The organism is Cyanobium sp. NIVA-CYA 375 (assembly GCF_056108345.1).
Map to the genome: position 1 here is coordinate 23,570 of NZ_JBSYHW010000004.1, position 14,408 is coordinate 37,977.

Sequence of the window (14,408 nt, forward strand, 5' to 3'; positions counted from 1 at the left end):
CTCTTGATCCCGTTCCGCCGCCAGCCCCAAGCCCCGCGCCTGAGGGAGGGTTATCACCTACTGGCCGATGGTCTGCAGCCCAATGCCGAAACCCTCAACCAGCTGCTGCTGGCAGCGGGGGATCAGCCCCGTCAGCCCGAGCGCTGGCAACGGGTGTTAGAGCTGAGCATCTGGCACCTAGGCGTGGTGGGTCCCAACGGCCAGCTGGTGGGTTTTGTCAGGGCCACAAGCGACCTAGCCCTTAATGCCAACCTCTGGGACCTTTGCGCCGATCCCACCGATCCGGCCGAAGGAGAAATCCTGGCGGTGTTGGTTCATAGCGCCCTGGACCGGTTGCGCCGGGAGTTAGCGGGGTGCAGTATTTCTCTCTCAGCACCGCCCCAGGCCCTTGCCGCTCTGGAGCGTTATGGATTTGCGGTAGATCCAGGGGGCATCCGCGCTATGGGGCTAAAGCTGGATAGCTGATTTGCAAGATGCCTCGGGCTATTGGGAGCGGTGGGGTGACGAGCATGGAGGGACTCGAACCCCCGACCCTCAGAACCGGAATCTGATGCTCTATCCAACTGAGCTACATGCCCATAACGGCACCCCACCTGGCCTACCTTAACCGCTCACCGCATCAGACCTATCCGGCTGCATCGCCTGGAGCTGCTGCGTTTCCGCAATATCAGTCGGCTGGAGCTGAGCCTGGAGGCTCCCCGGCTGCTGGTGGTCGGGGCCAATGGCGAGGGCAAATCCAACCTGCTGGAAGCGGTGGAATTACTTGGCTGCCTGCGCTCCCACCGCACCAGTAGCGATCGTGATTTGATCCAGCACGGCGAGGCCAGCAGCCAGGTGCGCGCCCTCACCAGCGGCGGAGACCAGCTGCAGCTGGAGTTTCGCCTTAGTGGCGGCAGGCAGGCCAAGCGCAACGGCAAGCAGCTGGAGCGTCAGCTCGACCTGCTGGGCTCGCTGCGCTGCGTGGGCTTTAGCGCCCTCGACCTCGAGCTGGTGCGGGGCGAGCCAGCCGGCCGGCGTCAATGGCTCGACCGGGTGGTGCTGCAGCTCGAGCCTCTCTACGGCGACCTGCTTAGTCGCTACGGCCGGCTGCTGCGCCAGCGCAGCCAGTTGCTGCGGCGCGGCCTGGGGGGAGCCAGCCTGGTGGCCCTGCTCGACACCTTTGACATGCAGATGGCCGTGATCGGCACCCGCTTGCACCGGCGCCGCTTCCGGGCGATTCGGCGCCTCGAGCCCCTGGCCGCAGCCTGGCAGGAGCGGCTGAGCGGCGGCCGTGAACAGCTGCAACTGAATTACCAAAGCGGCACCATATTGGCGGGCGAGGAAGCTGAGGAGCCCTGGCGTCAAGCCCTGCTCGAGCAGCTGCAGCTACAGCGCCTGGAAGAACTGCGGCTGGGCCAATGCACGGTGGGGCCCCACCGGGACGAACTAGAGCTGGCCCTGGCCGGCCAACCGGCCCGCCGCTATGGCTCGGCTGGCCAGCAGCGCACATTGGTACTGGCTCTCAAGCTGGCTGAGCTCGAGCTTGTGGGCTCCGTCCTGGGGGAGCCACCCCTGCTGCTCCTCGACGACGTGCTCGCCGAGCTCGATCCGGAGCGTCAGCAGTTGCTGCTCGAGGCGGTGGGCGAGGGTCACCAGTGCCTGGTGAGTGCCACCCACCTGGGAGCCTTCAGTGGGGGCTGGCAGGCCGAAAGCCAAGTTGTGCGGATGCGCGCCGGCCAGCTCGATCCGAAGTTGCCAACTGACTTGGTCGGCTAGGCCTAGCCACCAAGTTGACCGCGTATGGTTGGAAGCTTGTTTGATCGGATTCGATGACCCAGACCCTGCCCTGCCTCCACCCGAACCCGGGATGGACCGAGGCCCCTGCTGCAATCACCGCAGCCTCTCCCCTGCCTCACCAGATTTCCGAAACGGTCGGGAAACACTGCATTCTTGAGCTATACGGTTGCGATAGCGCCAAGCTCGACGACGAAGCTTTCCTGAGGGACACCATCACCGCAGCAGCGAAGCGTGCCGGTGCCACCCTCCTAAACCTGATCACCCACCGGTTCGAACCCCAAGGGGTTACGGGATTGGCCCTACTGGCCGAATCTCATATCTCGATCCACACCTGGCCTGAATCGGGCTACGCGGCGGTTGATGTGTTCACCTGCGGTGATCACACGATGCCGGAAAAAGCCTGTGCGGTGCTCGCCGCCGAGCTTTCAGCCAACGACCACAAGCTCACCAGCTTCCGCCGCGAAACGCCGCCGTCGATTGCTGAGAGCCCAAGGGATCCGTTGCACGGGCAGGGATTCACTGCCGCGGTGACCCTCTGAGCTCGGCGGTCTAATCACCGGTTACTTGGCGCCTAGATCGCGGTTGAGCTTGCCGCTCACCAGCCCCTCGAGATCAAGCCCCACGGCGCTAAAGCCCAAATCCAGAAAGGCCGCCACCAGCGCCTCTCTGGGTTCTGGCTGGGCCCAAAGGCCCAGGGCCTGCTCCAATTGGGAGGCGGGCAATTCAATCCGAGCCGTCTGGCCCTGGGAGCGCACGCGCACCTGGGTCCAGCCCCGTGCCAGCAACCAGGCTTCCGCTGCAGCCACCCGCTGCAGCCGCTCCGCCGTGATCGGTTCGCCGTAGGGGAAGCGGGAAGCCAAACATGGCTGGGCCGGCTTGTCCCACCAGGGCAATCCCAGGGCCCGAGAAAGCTGGCGTACGCCGGCCTTGTCGAGGCCCACCTCGGCCAGGGGCGAACGCACTCCGAATTCCTTTGCGGCCCGAATGCCGGGCCGATGATCGCCTAGGTCCTCAGCATTGACGCCATCGAGCACGGTCGCCCCTGCCGCCGCGGCCGCGATCGGCGCCAGCAGCCGGTGCAGCTCCCACTTGCAGGCGTAGCAGCGCTGCTCAGGGTTACTGGCGTAGGCCGGATCTGCCAGCTCCGCCGTAGCGATCTCCCGGTGGGGGATCCGCAGCCAACGAGCCTGCTTCGCCGCTTCCGCCCGCAGGTGGGGGGCTAGGGCCGGCGACACACCCGTAATCGCCAAAGCTGCCTCGCCGCGTTGCTCCACGGCGAGGGCAGCCACCAGGGCGCTATCTACCCCACCGGAATAGGCCAACACCAACCGATCAAGGCACACCAACTGCTGACGCAACGAAGCCAGCGCCAGCGCCAGCGGCGGCGGCAAAGGCTCCAACAGGGAAAACAACATCGTCACCAAACTCCTGCCCAGATCTTGGCAACCCCCACCCCAATGACGCCGGTAACATCGCCATATGAGCAGCACCCAGACGCCGCAACGGGGAACGGGCCGGGGCATCGGCATCCGTACGGCGGCCGGCAGCGATGAGCGCGCCCACGGCCAGCTGCACGTCTATGACGGCGATGGCAAGGGCAAAAGCCAGGCGGCCCTAGGGGTAGTGCTGCGCACAATCGGCCTGGGTATCTGCGAGCAAAAACGCACCCGGGTGCTGCTGCTGCGCTTTCTCAAGGGGCCCGGCCGGGCCTACGACGAAGACGCCGCCATCGAAGCCCTGCAACAGGGCTTCCCCCACCTGATCGACCAGGTGCGCACGGGCAGGGGCGACTTCTTCAGTGCCGAGGAAGCTACCCGTTTCGATCGGCAGGAGGCCCAGCGGGGCTGGGACATCGCCAAAGGGGCCATAGCCAGCGACCTCTATTCCGTCGTGGTGCTCGACGAGCTCAACCCGGTGCTCGATCTGGGCCTGCTGGACGTCGAAGATGTCGCCCGCACCCTGGCGGCCAAACCCGACGGCATGGAGGTGATCTGCACAGGCCGCGGAGCGCCCCGCCAGCTGGTGCAACTGGCCGACCTGCACTCGGAAATGCGCGCCCACCAGGGCCCTGGCGGCCTGGAAGGCGTCGAGATTTACACCGGCGAAGGCAAGGGGAAATCCACCAGCGCCCTGGGCAAGGGGCTGCAGGCAATCGGCCGTGGCATCAGCCAGGACAAAAGTCACCGGGTGCTGATCCTGCAGTGGCTCAAAGGTGGCGCTGGCTATACCGAAGACGCCGCCATCGCCGCACTGCGCGAGAGTTATCCCCACCTGGTGGATCACCTACGCTCCGGGCGCGATGCAATCGTGTGGCGCGGCCAGCAGCTACCGATCGACTACGTGGAAGCCGAGCGGGCCTGGGAGATTGCCCGCGCTGCCATCTCCAGCGGCCTCTACAAAACAGTGATTCTTGATGAAATCAACCCCACGGTTGATCTTGAGTTGTTGCCGGTAGAACCAATTGTGCAAACCCTGCTGCGCAAGCCCGCCGAAACGGAAGTCATCCTCACCGGCCGCTGCAAAAACAGACCCGCCTATTTCGACCTGGCCTCAGTGCACTCCGAGATGGTGTGCCACAAGCACTACGCCGAACGCGGCGTCGACCTCAAGCGGGGCGTGGATTATTGAGACTGGATTCCTTACTAAACCCAGACCTCAGTAACGCATTACGGTTGGATCAACTTCCAGACTCCAGGCGTCAATGCCTCCATTGACGTTGATGCCCTCGATGTCGTGGCGTTTCAGGGAGATCAGAGCCTTGGCGCTGCGGCCCCCAAGCTTGCAATGAACATAGAGCTGCTTGCCTGCTGCCAGCTGCCGAATGCGTTCCACTGCAGTGCCGTTCTCTATCTGATCGAGAGGAATTAGCTCGGCCCCCGGGATCACTGCAATCTCCGCCTCAGGCGGGTTGCGCACGTCGATCAGCACCAACCCGGAGGTGTCGCCATCGAGCAGCGTTTTGAGCTCGCCCACGCTGATGCTCTCTACAGCACCAGATTCTTCCTGCCCCGGAGCCGTACCGCCGACGCCGCAAAACTCCTGGTAGTCGATCAGCTTCTCGATCACAGGGCGTTCGGGGTTGGGCCGCAGCTTCAGCTCCCTGAACTTCATGGCAAGAGCATCGAACAGCAGCAGCCGGCCGCTGAGGGTGGTGCCGATGCCGGTGATGATCTTCACCGCCTCGGTGGCCTGGATCACACCGATGATTCCGGGCAACACCCCCACCACTCCGCCCTCGGCGCAGGAGGGCACCATGCCCGGCGGTGGTGGCTCAGGGAACAAGTCCCGGTAGTTGGGGCTGGCTGCATCCAGGTTGAACACCGTGGCCTGACCTTCAAAGCGGAAGATCGAGCCGTAGACATTTGGCTTACCCAGCAGCACGCAGGCGTCGTTCACCAGGTAGCGGGTGGGGAAGTTGTCCGTGCCGTCGCAGACCAGGTCGTAGCCGGAGATGATCTCCAGGGCATTTTCGCTGGTAAGGGCGGTCTCGTAGAGATCCACCTGGCAGTGGGGATTGATCTCCAGGATGCGGGCCTTGGCCGATTCAATTTTGGGCTTGCCAACCCAGCTGGTGCCATGGATCACCTGGCGCTGCAGGTTGGAGTGGTCGACCACATCGAAATCGACGATGCCGAGCCGGCCTACGCCAGCGGCCGCCAAATAAAGGAGCAAGGGCGAGCCCAGCCCGCCGGTGCCCACGCACAGAACAGCAGCGGCCTTGAGCCGCTTTTGCCCCTCCATACCCACCTCTGGCAGGATCAAGTGCCGGGCAAAGCGAGCAACCTCATCGGGGTTGAGCTGGACGCCGCTGGTGTCGGGAGGAAGCATGGCCTCTTGGATCAGGACACCATTCTCCATGGCAGGCGCAGGGGCGCGGCCGGAGCTTCCGGCAACCACCAGGCAACCAACTCGCCGCCAAGGTTTTGGGCCCCGAGGATCACCATCAAAGTGGATACCCCACAGAGACTGCGATCGGTGCTAGAAGGAACGGCCTCATTTGTGGGGTGGCTGTGGGCCGAACCCAGCAGCTCCAACCCCTGCCCCCTGCCCCACTTCTGGGCCTGCAGCTGCTCCCTTGGATCAATCGCGAAGCGGCGACATCGTTGCTGCGGCAGCGGCCAGACGTTGCAGCATGGCCAGACAAGGCACAGTTGCCAGGACACATCAAAGCGCCTGCCTAATAAAAGAGCGCAGCCTTCCTCCGGCTCGGCGCTGGAAAGGATGCGGCGCAAAACGATGAGCAGGTGCAGATCTGCCCTGATTTGCTCTGGCTTTTCGGAGAACACGCAGATACCTTATGAAGCATTCCAAACAACCGCCCTCCCACCGGTCCATGAGCGATTCAATCACCGACTCAGTTGAGCAGGACACTGCCACTGAAGTGGAGACCGACGCCACCACCGGTGCGCCCGAGGTCAGCTTCAGTGAGCGTTACAGCGACATTCTCTCAAAAGTGAATGCCACCCTGGATAAAGTGGATTGGAGCCAAATGGGCCGGATTGGCAAAGCCACCGGCGTCATCGTGGCTGTGATCGTGGCCCAGATCCTGATCAAAGGAGTGCTCGACACCATTAATTTGCTGCCTGTGGTCCCGGGCCTGCTTGAGCTGTTGGGGCTGGTAGTAGTTGGCCAGTGGAGCTGGCACAATCTGACCACAAGCGAAAAGCGTGGTGCGGTAGTGGCCAAAGTCCAGAACCTGCGCAAGGAATACCTGGGCTAGAGCCACCCACTGGCTGGCTCAACCTTGGCCCAGTAGCTGATCGATGCTGGCCTGAGCCCGGCGCCCCCAGCTGCCTCCAAACAGGTTGGCGTGATTCAACAGGTGGTACAGGTTGTAAAGGTCGACTCGGCCCTTGGCCCCAGGCTCCAGCGGCCAGACGTCTTTGTAGCCGCAAAAAAAAGCTTTCGGGAAACCGCCGAATAGCTGGGCCATCGCCAGATCCACTTCCCGATCTCCCCAGAAACTGGCTGGATCAAAAATTGTGCTGCAGCCATTGGTCAGTAGGCCCGCATTGCCGCACCAGAGATCCCCGTGCACCAGCGCCGGCTCACAGTGATGGCCGCTCAGCCATCGCGGCACGAGCTCCAGCAGCTCCTGTGCTCCCCGCAGCGGCTCTCCCCGGCTAGCGGCCCAGGCCAGCTGGGGCGCCAAGCGGCACTCCGCAAAAAACACCCCCCAATCGGAGCGCCAGCCGTTGGGCTGGGGAGCTGATCCAATGAAGTTGTCTGCCGCAGCGCCATAGCCCTTGGCTGGTGCCGATCCGGCACTGCTGAGGTGCAGCTGGGCCAAGCCCTGGCCGCATTGAAACCAAGCACTTTGAGCTGCAGCGCTAGGTGAGCCTGCCAACTGCAGCCAGCTGAGCAGCAGCACGGCGCGATCGCTGGCCACTCCCCATGCCAGGGGTTCTGGAATCGCCAAAGTGGCAGGCGCATGGTGGGCCAACTGCAGCAGGCCGTTCAGTTCCGCCTCAAACATGGGCAGGGCAGCGGCCGCATTGGTCTTGGCAAACACGCTGCGACCATCAGCCAACTCCAGCCGCCAGGCCTGATGGATACAACCACCCCCCAGCGGCGCCTGGGCCACCACGGCGCAGCCGAGCTGCTGCTCTACCCAGGCCTGCATCACGCGCCCGCGCACTTGGTTGCCAGCATGGCCCCATGGAGAAGCGCCTCGATGTGGTCGTGGTGGGCGCCGGCATCGCCGGCCTCACCGCCGCAGCCCTGCTGGCCCGGGAGGGCCTGACGGTGGAACTGCTGGAAGCCCACCAGCAGAGCGGCGGCTGCGCCGGCACCTTCCGCCGCGGCCCCTACACCTTTGATGTGGGCGCCACCCAGGTGGCAGGCCTTGAACCGGGCGGCAGCCACCAGCGCCTGCTGGCCCACTTCGGCCTGCCCCTACCGCAGGCCACCCCCCTGGATCCAGCCTGCGTGGTGGATCTGGCCGATGGCCGGCCGCCGGTGCGGATCTGGCGCGATCCAGCGCGCTGGAACGCCGAGCGGGAGCAGCAGTTTCCCGGCAGCGGCCGCTTCTGGCAGCTCTGCGCCACCCTGCATGGTGCCAACTGGGCTTTTGCAAGCCGAGATCCTGTGCTGCCGCCGCGCAGCCTCTGGGACCTGGGCCAGCTGCTGCCGGCCCTGAGGCCCGCCAACCTAGCCAGTGGCCTACTCGCTGCCGCCAGCGTGGCTGATCTGCTGACGCTCACGGGCTGTGGCGGCGATCCACGCCTGCGCCGCTTTCTGGATCTGCAGCTACGCCTGTACTCCCAGGAGCCAGCAGAGCGCACCGCCGCCCTCTATGGCGCCACCGTGCTGGCCATGGGACAGGCACCGCTTGGGCTATGGCACCTGCAGGGCTCCATGCAGGTGCTCAGCCAGCAGCTGGAGCAGGCCCTGGCGGCCGGCGGCGGCCAGCTGCGACTGCGCCACCGGGTGAGCGGCCTAGAGCGCAGCAACGAGCCTGGAGGCGGGGCGGGCTGGAGGGTACGGGGCGAGCGCTTCGAACGGCAAGCCGCCGCTGTAGTGCTGGCGCTGCCGGTGCAGAGCCTGCCCGCTCTGCTGGGCGAGCAGCTACCGGCGGGCTACCAGCAACGGCTGGCCCAGCTCCCTGATCCATCTGGGGCATTGGTGTTCTACGGCGCAGTGGAGCGAGCCCTGCTGCCTGCCAACTGCCCCAGCCATCTACAACTCGATTGGGCCGATCCGGGCACCTTGTTTATATCTGTTAGCAAGGAGGGGGACGGCCGGGCGCCGGCGGGCCAGGCCACGGTGATCGCCAGCGTGTTCACAGCAGCGAAGCCCTGGTTTGGCCTCGAAGCCAACGCCTACGAACAAGCCAAGGCCGAAGCAAGGTCAGCCATGCAGCGGGGGCTGGAGTCGCTGCTGGGCATCAGCTCAGAACAGTGGCGCCACGCTGAGCTAGCCACACCCCGGGGCTTTGAGCGCTGGACTGGACGGCCCTTTGGCTTTGTGGGCGGCCTGGGACAGCACCCCAGCCGCTTCGGGCCCTTCGGACTGGCGAGCCGCACCCCCCTACCGGGCCTGTGGCTGTGCGGCGATTCGATCCACCCCGGCGAGGGCACCGCCGCCGTGGGCCTCTCAGCCCTGATGGCCTGCCGGCAGCTGCTGGCAGAGCGGGGCCAAACCCTGAACCTCAGCGACCTGAACACTTAGCCGTGTCAGGGGGATCAGAGAAACTGCGGCCGCAACTCCTGACTGCGATCGAGCTCTTGGCGCAAGCCCTGCCAATCCCCCTGGCTCACCTGCTGCTCGAGGGCTTCCAGCTGCTGCCGGTAGGCCGCCAGCGCAGCCAGCAACGCTGCGCGGTTGCAGCGGGCCATCAAGGTGCCCAGCTCCGGATTGCCGCCACCCACCCGGCTGGTGTCGGCAAAGCCGCTCGAAGCCAGGGCCCGCACCAGGACGGGTAGATCCTCGACGCCCGCAGCGCCAACCCGATCAGCCGTCTGCAACAGCGCGGCACCGATCAACACCGGCAGATGGGAGATCAGCGCCACCGCTTGATCGTGCTCGGCGGCGCCGCAGCTAAGCCAGTGGGCCCCCACCGCCTCGGCCAGGGACTGCACAATTGCCAGACAAGCTGGATCGGTGCGTGGCTCGGGAGTAACGACCCAAGGCCTACCGGCGAAAAGCCCGGCCACGCCAGCCTCCACACCAGCCTCGGCCGTGCCGGCCATCGGATGACTGGCGACAAAACGGGGATGCAGGCCCTGCCAGAGCTCCAGCACCGGCGCCTTCACCGAACCCACATCGGTGATCACCGCCTGGGGTGGCAACGCCGCCAGCAACTCCTGCGGCGGCTCAAGCAGCCGGTCTAGGGGCAGGGCCAGCACCACCAGGCTGCAGCCGGCCAGTACGGCGGGGTTTACGCCAACAACGGTTGCCAGGCGCCGCTGCCGAGCCCGCTCGGCGGTGGCCTCGCGGTGCACCAAGGCGCGCACCTCCACACCTTGGCGCTGCAAATCCAGCCCCAGGGAGCCGCCAATCAACCCCAATCCCACAATCCCCACGGGCCCCTGCCGCCAATGGTTGGCAGTGCTGCTAGCGAGCGCCTGGGTGCTGGGCTGGGAATCGGTAATCATCGGGGCGCCGGAGCCATTGGGCCAGCTTCCTACGCTTTTGTTCCGTTGGCTGGCTGGCAATGCTCGAAGCCCACGCCCATCAGCAACTCAAAGACCTGCTACGCCTAGAGGGCAGCGCCCCCTGGCCCCACCACCTCAGCCTCAGCCGACTTGTGGCCCGCAGCCTGCGCCGCGGCGACCACACCCTGGTGCGGTTGGCGCCAGGCAGTGACCCCAGCTGGTGGATCAGCCTGCTGGTGCCCCTGGCTCTGAGCGAATGCCCCCTGGCCCTGGTGGTGGGCGAGGCACAGCGCCAACGGCTGCTGCGGGTAGAACTACCAAGACTGGCAAAGGCCAAGCCGAGCATTGCCCTGCCATGTTTCGAGGGCAACCTTCCACCAAAAGACGCCCGCGTCTGGCTGCTTAACCATCAGCAGTTGGTGGCTGCCTGGCAACAGGGGTTACTGGGGGAGCGCCAACTGGTTATCCCAGAGGCTGAACAGCTCGATTCCTTACTGCGGCAAACCCTGGAAGTGGTGGTCGCACCCCTGCATTGGGACCAACTGCGGCGGGCCCAGCCCGCCGCAGAGGCCAGCCTGCTGAGCCTGCACGAACGTCTCAACCGCCGGGTGCTCAGCGCCCCCCGCCGTCCCAACCAGCTGGTGGCCCTGGCCCCAGACGACGAAGCACCCCTGCGTCATCTACTGCAGCTGTTAAGCCCGCTGCCTGTGCCATGGCCTGCCTGGCTGGCCGCCAAAGGCGAGGGCTGGACAAGCTGGGCCCAACTCAATCCCCAACTGCTGCAGTGGGAACTGCACCGCCACCCCCTAGAGCCTCTGGCGGTGCTGCGCGGCTTGTTCGATCAGCGGGGTGCGGTGTTGCTGGGCCAGCTGCTGCCTGGGAGTGAATTGGGGCTGCGTCCGGCAGTGAGCCTGAATCTCGGCGATCCACCCCTTGCTGACCCCCTGCCCCTTTATGCACCGCTGCGCCAACCGCTGCCAAACAGCCCCCAGTACGGCCAGCACCTGCTCGACCAAAGCCGTCGCCTGGTACTCGGCCAGGCAGGGCTCACAATCGTGCTGATCGATGACGTTGCGCTTCGACTTGGCCTGGCCAGTGGATTGGCGGCGGAATTCGGCAGTCGAGTTGTGCACGAAAGCACCGCACCGGAGGTAAACGGGGTGATCTGTGCCGGCTGGAGCTGGTGGCTTGAGCAGCAGAGCAGGCTGCAGCTGCCCAGCCAAATCGTTATCGCGCTGCTGCCGATCGCCAGCCTTGAGGATCCACTCACAGCGGCTCGGGTAATGGCTTTGCGCCAGGACGGGCGCGATTGGTTCCGTGAGGGCCTTCTGCCTGATGCCCTCAACCGTTTGCAGCTCGGCGTTGCTGGGCTAAGGCGCCAGGGAGCTGGCCGGCTGGCTGTACTGGATGGGCGGCTGCGGGGCCGGAGCTGGGGTCGCCAGGTGCTGGCCGCCCTAGAACCGTGGGTCAATCTCACCCGCCTACTGCCTCACTAAGGTGAAAGCCCAAGCGAAACGCAAGAGCAGTAGAGGCCATGGGGGAAGCCAAGCGACGCAGCATTCAGGGCCTGCCACCCAAACTGATCAAGCCGAAACAGCCCAAAGAAGCTGACAACTCACCACGCATCTATTCCTGGCTGCCCCTGACGCGTAACCAGGCCGATCGCTTCGTCACCCTCTCCACCAAAGGTGCCTGGATAGGCATCTCCGCCTTGGTGTTGTTCTGGCTGACGGTGCGCTTTATCGGTCCCACCGCCGGCTGGTGGTCATTAGCTGACGGCTAACCCGCCAAATCCTGAAGAAAAGATTAGAGTTTATCCCAATCAGCCGTGCCGTCGTGTTTCCACGCTTAGCCGAGCAGTACCGATCTGTAGTGCACGATTTGGTGATGAGCCTGCAAGCTCTTGCCAAAAGCCTTCAGGACCGTGGAATCGCGGCTACTTGTTACGTCTGCGGTGATGGCCGCGATGGGCATGGGGCCTCCTTCGTTGCCAATCTCGACGCCAATCACATGGTCCGATTTTTGGTATCTGATTTTGGCATCAGCTGGGTCGAATCCCGCGATGGCCGCGAATTGGTGAAGCTGGAGGGCGCTGAAGCAATTCAGGAACTGCAGCGGGTCGCCCAGGTGCTCCAAAACCCCATGGCGGCCAAAGGTTCGCAGCCTCGCGCCCTAACCACGCCGCTCAGCTAGCCACTGAAAGCTCTTCGAGACCATCGCCAGCTTCAGCAAGCCCTGATGCAGCAACAGCCGCCTTGGCAGCCGCTGCTAATGGCTTCATGGAATTGGCGGTTACCTCAGAGCCCTCCTTGAGCTTTTGCCGAGTGAGTTGTTCAATCACCTCAGCCTGGGCTGGGTTGTGCTCCAACCAGGTGATCGTGTTGTCCCGGCCCTGACCAATGTTGTCACCCTCATAGCTGTACCAGGCACCTTTGCGGACCACCACACCGGTTTCCTCGGCGAGGTCGAGCAAACAGCCCAGGGTGCTGATGCCACGGCCAAACAAGATGTCGAATTCAGCGATCCGGAAGGGCGGGGCGACTTTGTTTTTAGCCACCTTCACCTTGGCGCGGATGCCGTACTCCTCGGTGCCCCGCTTGAGGGTCTGAATCCGGCGAATGTCTAAGCGCACGGATGCATAGAACTTGAGGGCGTTACCACCAGTGGTGGTTTCTGGATTGCCGTAGGTGACACCGATCTTTTGGCGCAGCTGGTTGAGGAAGATCACGGTGCAGCCGGATTTACCGATATTGCCGGTGATCTTGCGCATGGCCTGGCTCATCAGGCGAGCCTGGGCACCCACCGCCAGATCCCCCATTTCGCCTTCAATTTCAGCGCGGGGGGTCAAGGCCGCCACCGAGTCGATCACCACGATGTCCACGGCGGCTGAACGCACCAGCTGGTCGACGATCTCCAGGGCCATCTCACCGGTATCCGGTTGGGAGACCAGCAGATTTTCAATGTCAACGCCTAAGGCCGCTGCATAGACGGGGTCAAGGGCATGCTCCGCATCCACAAAAGCGGCCACACCACCACGCTTCTGCACCTCGGCAATGGCATGCAACGTGAGGGTGGTCTTACCGGAACTCTCCGGCCCATAAACCTCCACTACGCGGCCCTTGGGATAGCCCCCGCCCAGGGCCAGATCCAGGGTGAGGGCCCCGGTGCCGATGGTTTCCACCCGCATGCGGGAGGCATCCCCCAGGCGCATGATCGAACCCTTGCCGAAATTGCGCTCGATCTGATTCAAAACAAGCCCCAAGGCCTTGTCGCGCTCGGCGGCAGCTCGACTCTCTGCAGTCGAAGTGGTAGCCGCAGAAGTGGTAGCCGCAGAAGTGGTAGCCGCAGAAGTGGTGGATGCTGAAGAAGAGCTGGCGGAGGCGCGGGAAGCAGGGGGCACGGAAGATCTGGAGGGGGAGTTAGGGGTAGCGGGCATAACAGCAATCAGATGCGAAGGAACAGGCCGCAAAGACGAAAACCAGGAAGGGGAGCGCGCCGCTAATCGGAATGCCCCGTAGGCACAGCCTCCAGGCAAACCCGAAGACGGCCATCCTGCGACCTCTGAGCAACAAGTGCCACCAAAGTGAGCCGGCGTATCAATTACTTATAGTACGAGCGTACTCTAGCTCACTGGGGCCAGTCCGCCAGGGGGGCCGCAAACAGCTCCGGCGTCAGCCAACCGATGTCATCCGGCAATGCCTCAGCGTCCCGGGGACCCAAATACCCCCAACTCGCCAGAAAACAACGCACCGATGCCAAATGGGAATCAGCCCGCACCGTTTCCAGCGTTGGGCGTCGGTCTTCTACAAACCAGACGGGGCGACCCTGTTCCAGCAGTTGGTGCAGCACCTCGGGCTTGCTTCCCTGCTCGTGGCCGTAAAGAGCAGAAGGCTCTAAGGCTGACGCCGCCAACAACCTGGCCGCAAAGGCGGCGCCCTTGGTGGTGAGCACCACCCAGTTGGCCCCTTCCTGCCCCAAGCGCTGTAGTCGCTCCTTCACCCCGGGGTACAGCCGGTGGCGGGCAAGCCAGGCAGCAGGCGCTTCAGCGATGGCGGCATTGCGGACCAGCTCGAGCTGGCGCTGCAGCCGCTCCGGCTGCCACCCCCAACGGGCCAGAGCGGCAGGTAAGGCCCCGTCGTAATCGGCCAGCAAATCCTCCAGATTGAGATCCGGGCGGCCCAGCTCCGCTGCCATCAGCACCATCTCCCAACCCTTGTGAATCAGGGGCCGCAAGCTGGTGAAACCTGCCGGGGCCTGCTCGGGGAGTGCCAGCTCTGGAGCCAGCTGCAGGGCCGCCGCCCGGGACGACCACCAGTATTCGGGCATGCCATCCATCAGCACCCCGTCGAAATCAAAGACGATCAAGGGGCCATATCTAGCCCAAAAGCCAGTCGCAGCAGGGGGAACGAAAGACATGGATCAAAACTGGGTCGCTAGGATTCGAACCTAGGAATGGCGGTACCAAAAACCGCTGCCTTACCGCTTGGCGACGACCCAATGGCGCTCTGAAAGAGCTTGAACCAAACCTAACGGATG

At 64.3% G+C, this 14,408-nt stretch carries 17 protein-coding genes and 2 tRNA genes; 10 read left to right on the forward strand and 9 right to left on the reverse strand.

Annotated features, from left to right (window positions below; genetic code table 11):
• Nucleotides 1–3 precede the first annotated feature (3 nt).
• Nucleotides 4–465, forward strand: coding sequence for an N-acetyltransferase (locus tag AC01FP_RS02070; RefSeq protein ID WP_474477587.1), 462 nt, complete (start codon nt 4–6; stop codon nt 463–465).
• Between the two features lie 39 nt (nt 466–504).
• Here the strand turns inward: AC01FP_RS02070 and AC01FP_RS02075 are convergent.
• Nucleotides 505–578, reverse strand: a tRNA-Arg gene (locus AC01FP_RS02075).
• Nucleotides 579–642: 64 nt separating this feature from the next.
• Here AC01FP_RS02075 and recF point away from each other — a divergent pair.
• Together recF and speD are read left to right on the forward strand one after the other, a co-directional pair.
• Complete coding sequence (recF, locus tag AC01FP_RS02080; protein WP_474477747.1) at nt 643–1,755, forward strand: DNA replication/repair protein RecF; 1,113 nt, start codon at nt 643–645, stop codon at nt 1,753–1,755.
• A gap of 53 nt (nt 1,756–1,808) precedes the next feature.
• Complete coding sequence (speD, locus tag AC01FP_RS02085; RefSeq protein WP_474477589.1) at nt 1,809–2,315, forward strand: adenosylmethionine decarboxylase; 507 nt, start codon at nt 1,809–1,811, stop codon at nt 2,313–2,315.
• Nucleotides 2,316–2,336: 21 nt separating this feature from the next.
• Here the strand turns inward: speD and larE are convergent, their stop codons facing one another.
• Complete coding sequence (larE, locus tag AC01FP_RS02090; RefSeq protein WP_474477591.1) at nt 2,337–3,191, reverse strand: ATP-dependent sacrificial sulfur transferase LarE; 855 nt, start codon at nt 3,189–3,191, stop codon at nt 2,337–2,339.
• 64 nt (nt 3,192–3,255) lie between these two features.
• Between larE and AC01FP_RS02095 the strand changes: the two genes are divergently transcribed.
• Nucleotides 3,256–4,404 carry a cob(I)yrinic acid a,c-diamide adenosyltransferase gene (locus AC01FP_RS02095; RefSeq protein WP_474477594.1) on the forward strand — a complete coding sequence of 383 codons (1,149 nt, stop codon included), beginning with the start codon at nt 3,256–3,258 and terminating at the stop codon, nt 4,402–4,404.
• 27 nt (nt 4,405–4,431) lie between these two features.
• Here the strand turns inward: AC01FP_RS02095 and moeB are convergent, their stop codons facing one another.
• Nucleotides 4,432–5,604 carry a molybdopterin-synthase adenylyltransferase MoeB gene (moeB, locus tag AC01FP_RS02100; RefSeq protein ID WP_474477750.1) on the reverse strand — a complete coding sequence of 391 codons (1,173 nt, stop codon included), beginning with the start codon at nt 5,602–5,604 and terminating at the stop codon, nt 4,432–4,434.
• Between the two features lie 11 nt (nt 5,605–5,615).
• The gene (locus AC01FP_RS02105) at nt 5,616–6,062 is read right to left on the reverse strand and encodes a M67 family metallopeptidase (RefSeq protein ID WP_474477596.1); all 447 of its coding nucleotides are present in this window, start codon (nt 6,060–6,062) and stop codon (nt 5,616–5,618) included.
• Nucleotides 6,063–6,109: 47 nt separating this feature from the next.
• On the opposite strand from AC01FP_RS02105, the gene AC01FP_RS02110 reads away from it, so the two are divergent.
• The gene (locus AC01FP_RS02110) at nt 6,110–6,496 is read left to right on the forward strand and encodes a CAAD domain-containing protein (RefSeq protein WP_474477599.1); all 387 of its coding nucleotides are present in this window, start codon (nt 6,110–6,112) and stop codon (nt 6,494–6,496) included.
• Between the two features lie 18 nt (nt 6,497–6,514).
• On the opposite strand, the gene AC01FP_RS02115 is transcribed toward AC01FP_RS02110, so the two are convergent.
• A complete protein-coding gene (locus AC01FP_RS02115; protein ID WP_474477601.1) occupies nt 6,515–7,414 on the reverse strand; it encodes a fructosamine kinase family protein in 900 nt (299 codons plus the stop codon).
• Nucleotides 7,415–7,434: 20 nt separating this feature from the next.
• Between AC01FP_RS02115 and crtD the strand changes: the two genes are divergently transcribed.
• Complete coding sequence (crtD, locus tag AC01FP_RS02120) at nt 7,435–8,946, forward strand: C-3',4' desaturase CrtD (RefSeq protein ID WP_474477604.1); 1,512 nt, start codon at nt 7,435–7,437, stop codon at nt 8,944–8,946.
• A gap of 14 nt (nt 8,947–8,960) precedes the next feature.
• Here crtD and AC01FP_RS02125 read toward each other — a convergent pair whose 3' ends face one another.
• Complete coding sequence (locus AC01FP_RS02125) at nt 8,961–9,872, reverse strand: prephenate/arogenate dehydrogenase (RefSeq protein ID WP_474477606.1); 912 nt, start codon at nt 9,870–9,872, stop codon at nt 8,961–8,963.
• Between the two features lie 59 nt (nt 9,873–9,931).
• Here AC01FP_RS02125 and AC01FP_RS02130 point away from each other — a divergent pair, with 59 nt between their 5' ends.
• Genes AC01FP_RS02130 through AC01FP_RS02140 form a run of 3 tightly spaced genes read left to right on the forward strand, consistent with a single transcriptional unit; the run spans nt 9,932 to nt 12,065 of the window.
• Nucleotides 9,932–11,368: an ATP-dependent DNA helicase gene (locus AC01FP_RS02130; protein WP_474477608.1), complete on the forward strand. Its 1,437-nt coding sequence runs from the start codon at nt 9,932–9,934 to the stop codon at nt 11,366–11,368.
• A gap of 38 nt (nt 11,369–11,406) precedes the next feature.
• Entirely contained in the window at nt 11,407–11,655 is a 249-nt protein-coding gene (locus AC01FP_RS02135) for a DUF2839 domain-containing protein (RefSeq protein WP_474477611.1), read from the forward strand.
• A gap of 53 nt (nt 11,656–11,708) precedes the next feature.
• A complete protein-coding gene (locus AC01FP_RS02140) occupies nt 11,709–12,065 on the forward strand; it encodes a DUF1815 family protein (protein ID WP_474477613.1) in 357 nt (118 codons plus the stop codon).
• Here AC01FP_RS02140 and recA read toward each other — a convergent pair.
• Nucleotides 12,058–13,134, reverse strand: coding sequence for a recombinase RecA (recA, locus tag AC01FP_RS02145; protein WP_474477615.1), 1,077 nt, complete (start codon nt 13,132–13,134; stop codon nt 12,058–12,060). The genes AC01FP_RS02140 and recA overlap by 8 nt on opposite strands.
• A gap of 4 nt (nt 13,135–13,138) precedes the next feature.
• Between recA and AC01FP_RS02150 the strand changes: the two genes are divergently transcribed.
• Nucleotides 13,139–13,390: a hypothetical protein gene (locus tag AC01FP_RS02150; RefSeq protein ID WP_474477617.1), complete on the forward strand. Its 252-nt coding sequence runs from the start codon at nt 13,139–13,141 to the stop codon at nt 13,388–13,390.
• A 109-nt stretch (nt 13,391–13,499) separates the two neighbouring features.
• Here the strand turns inward: AC01FP_RS02150 and AC01FP_RS02155 are convergent, their stop codons facing one another.
• Together AC01FP_RS02155 and AC01FP_RS02160 are read right to left on the reverse strand one after the other, a co-directional pair.
• Nucleotides 13,500–14,288 carry an HAD family hydrolase gene (locus tag AC01FP_RS02155; protein WP_474477619.1) on the reverse strand — a complete coding sequence of 263 codons (789 nt, stop codon included), beginning with the start codon at nt 14,286–14,288 and terminating at the stop codon, nt 13,500–13,502.
• 9 nt (nt 14,289–14,297) lie between these two features.
• Nucleotides 14,298–14,369, reverse strand: a tRNA-Gln gene (locus AC01FP_RS02160).
• Between the last annotated feature and the right edge of the window lie 39 nt (nt 14,370–14,408).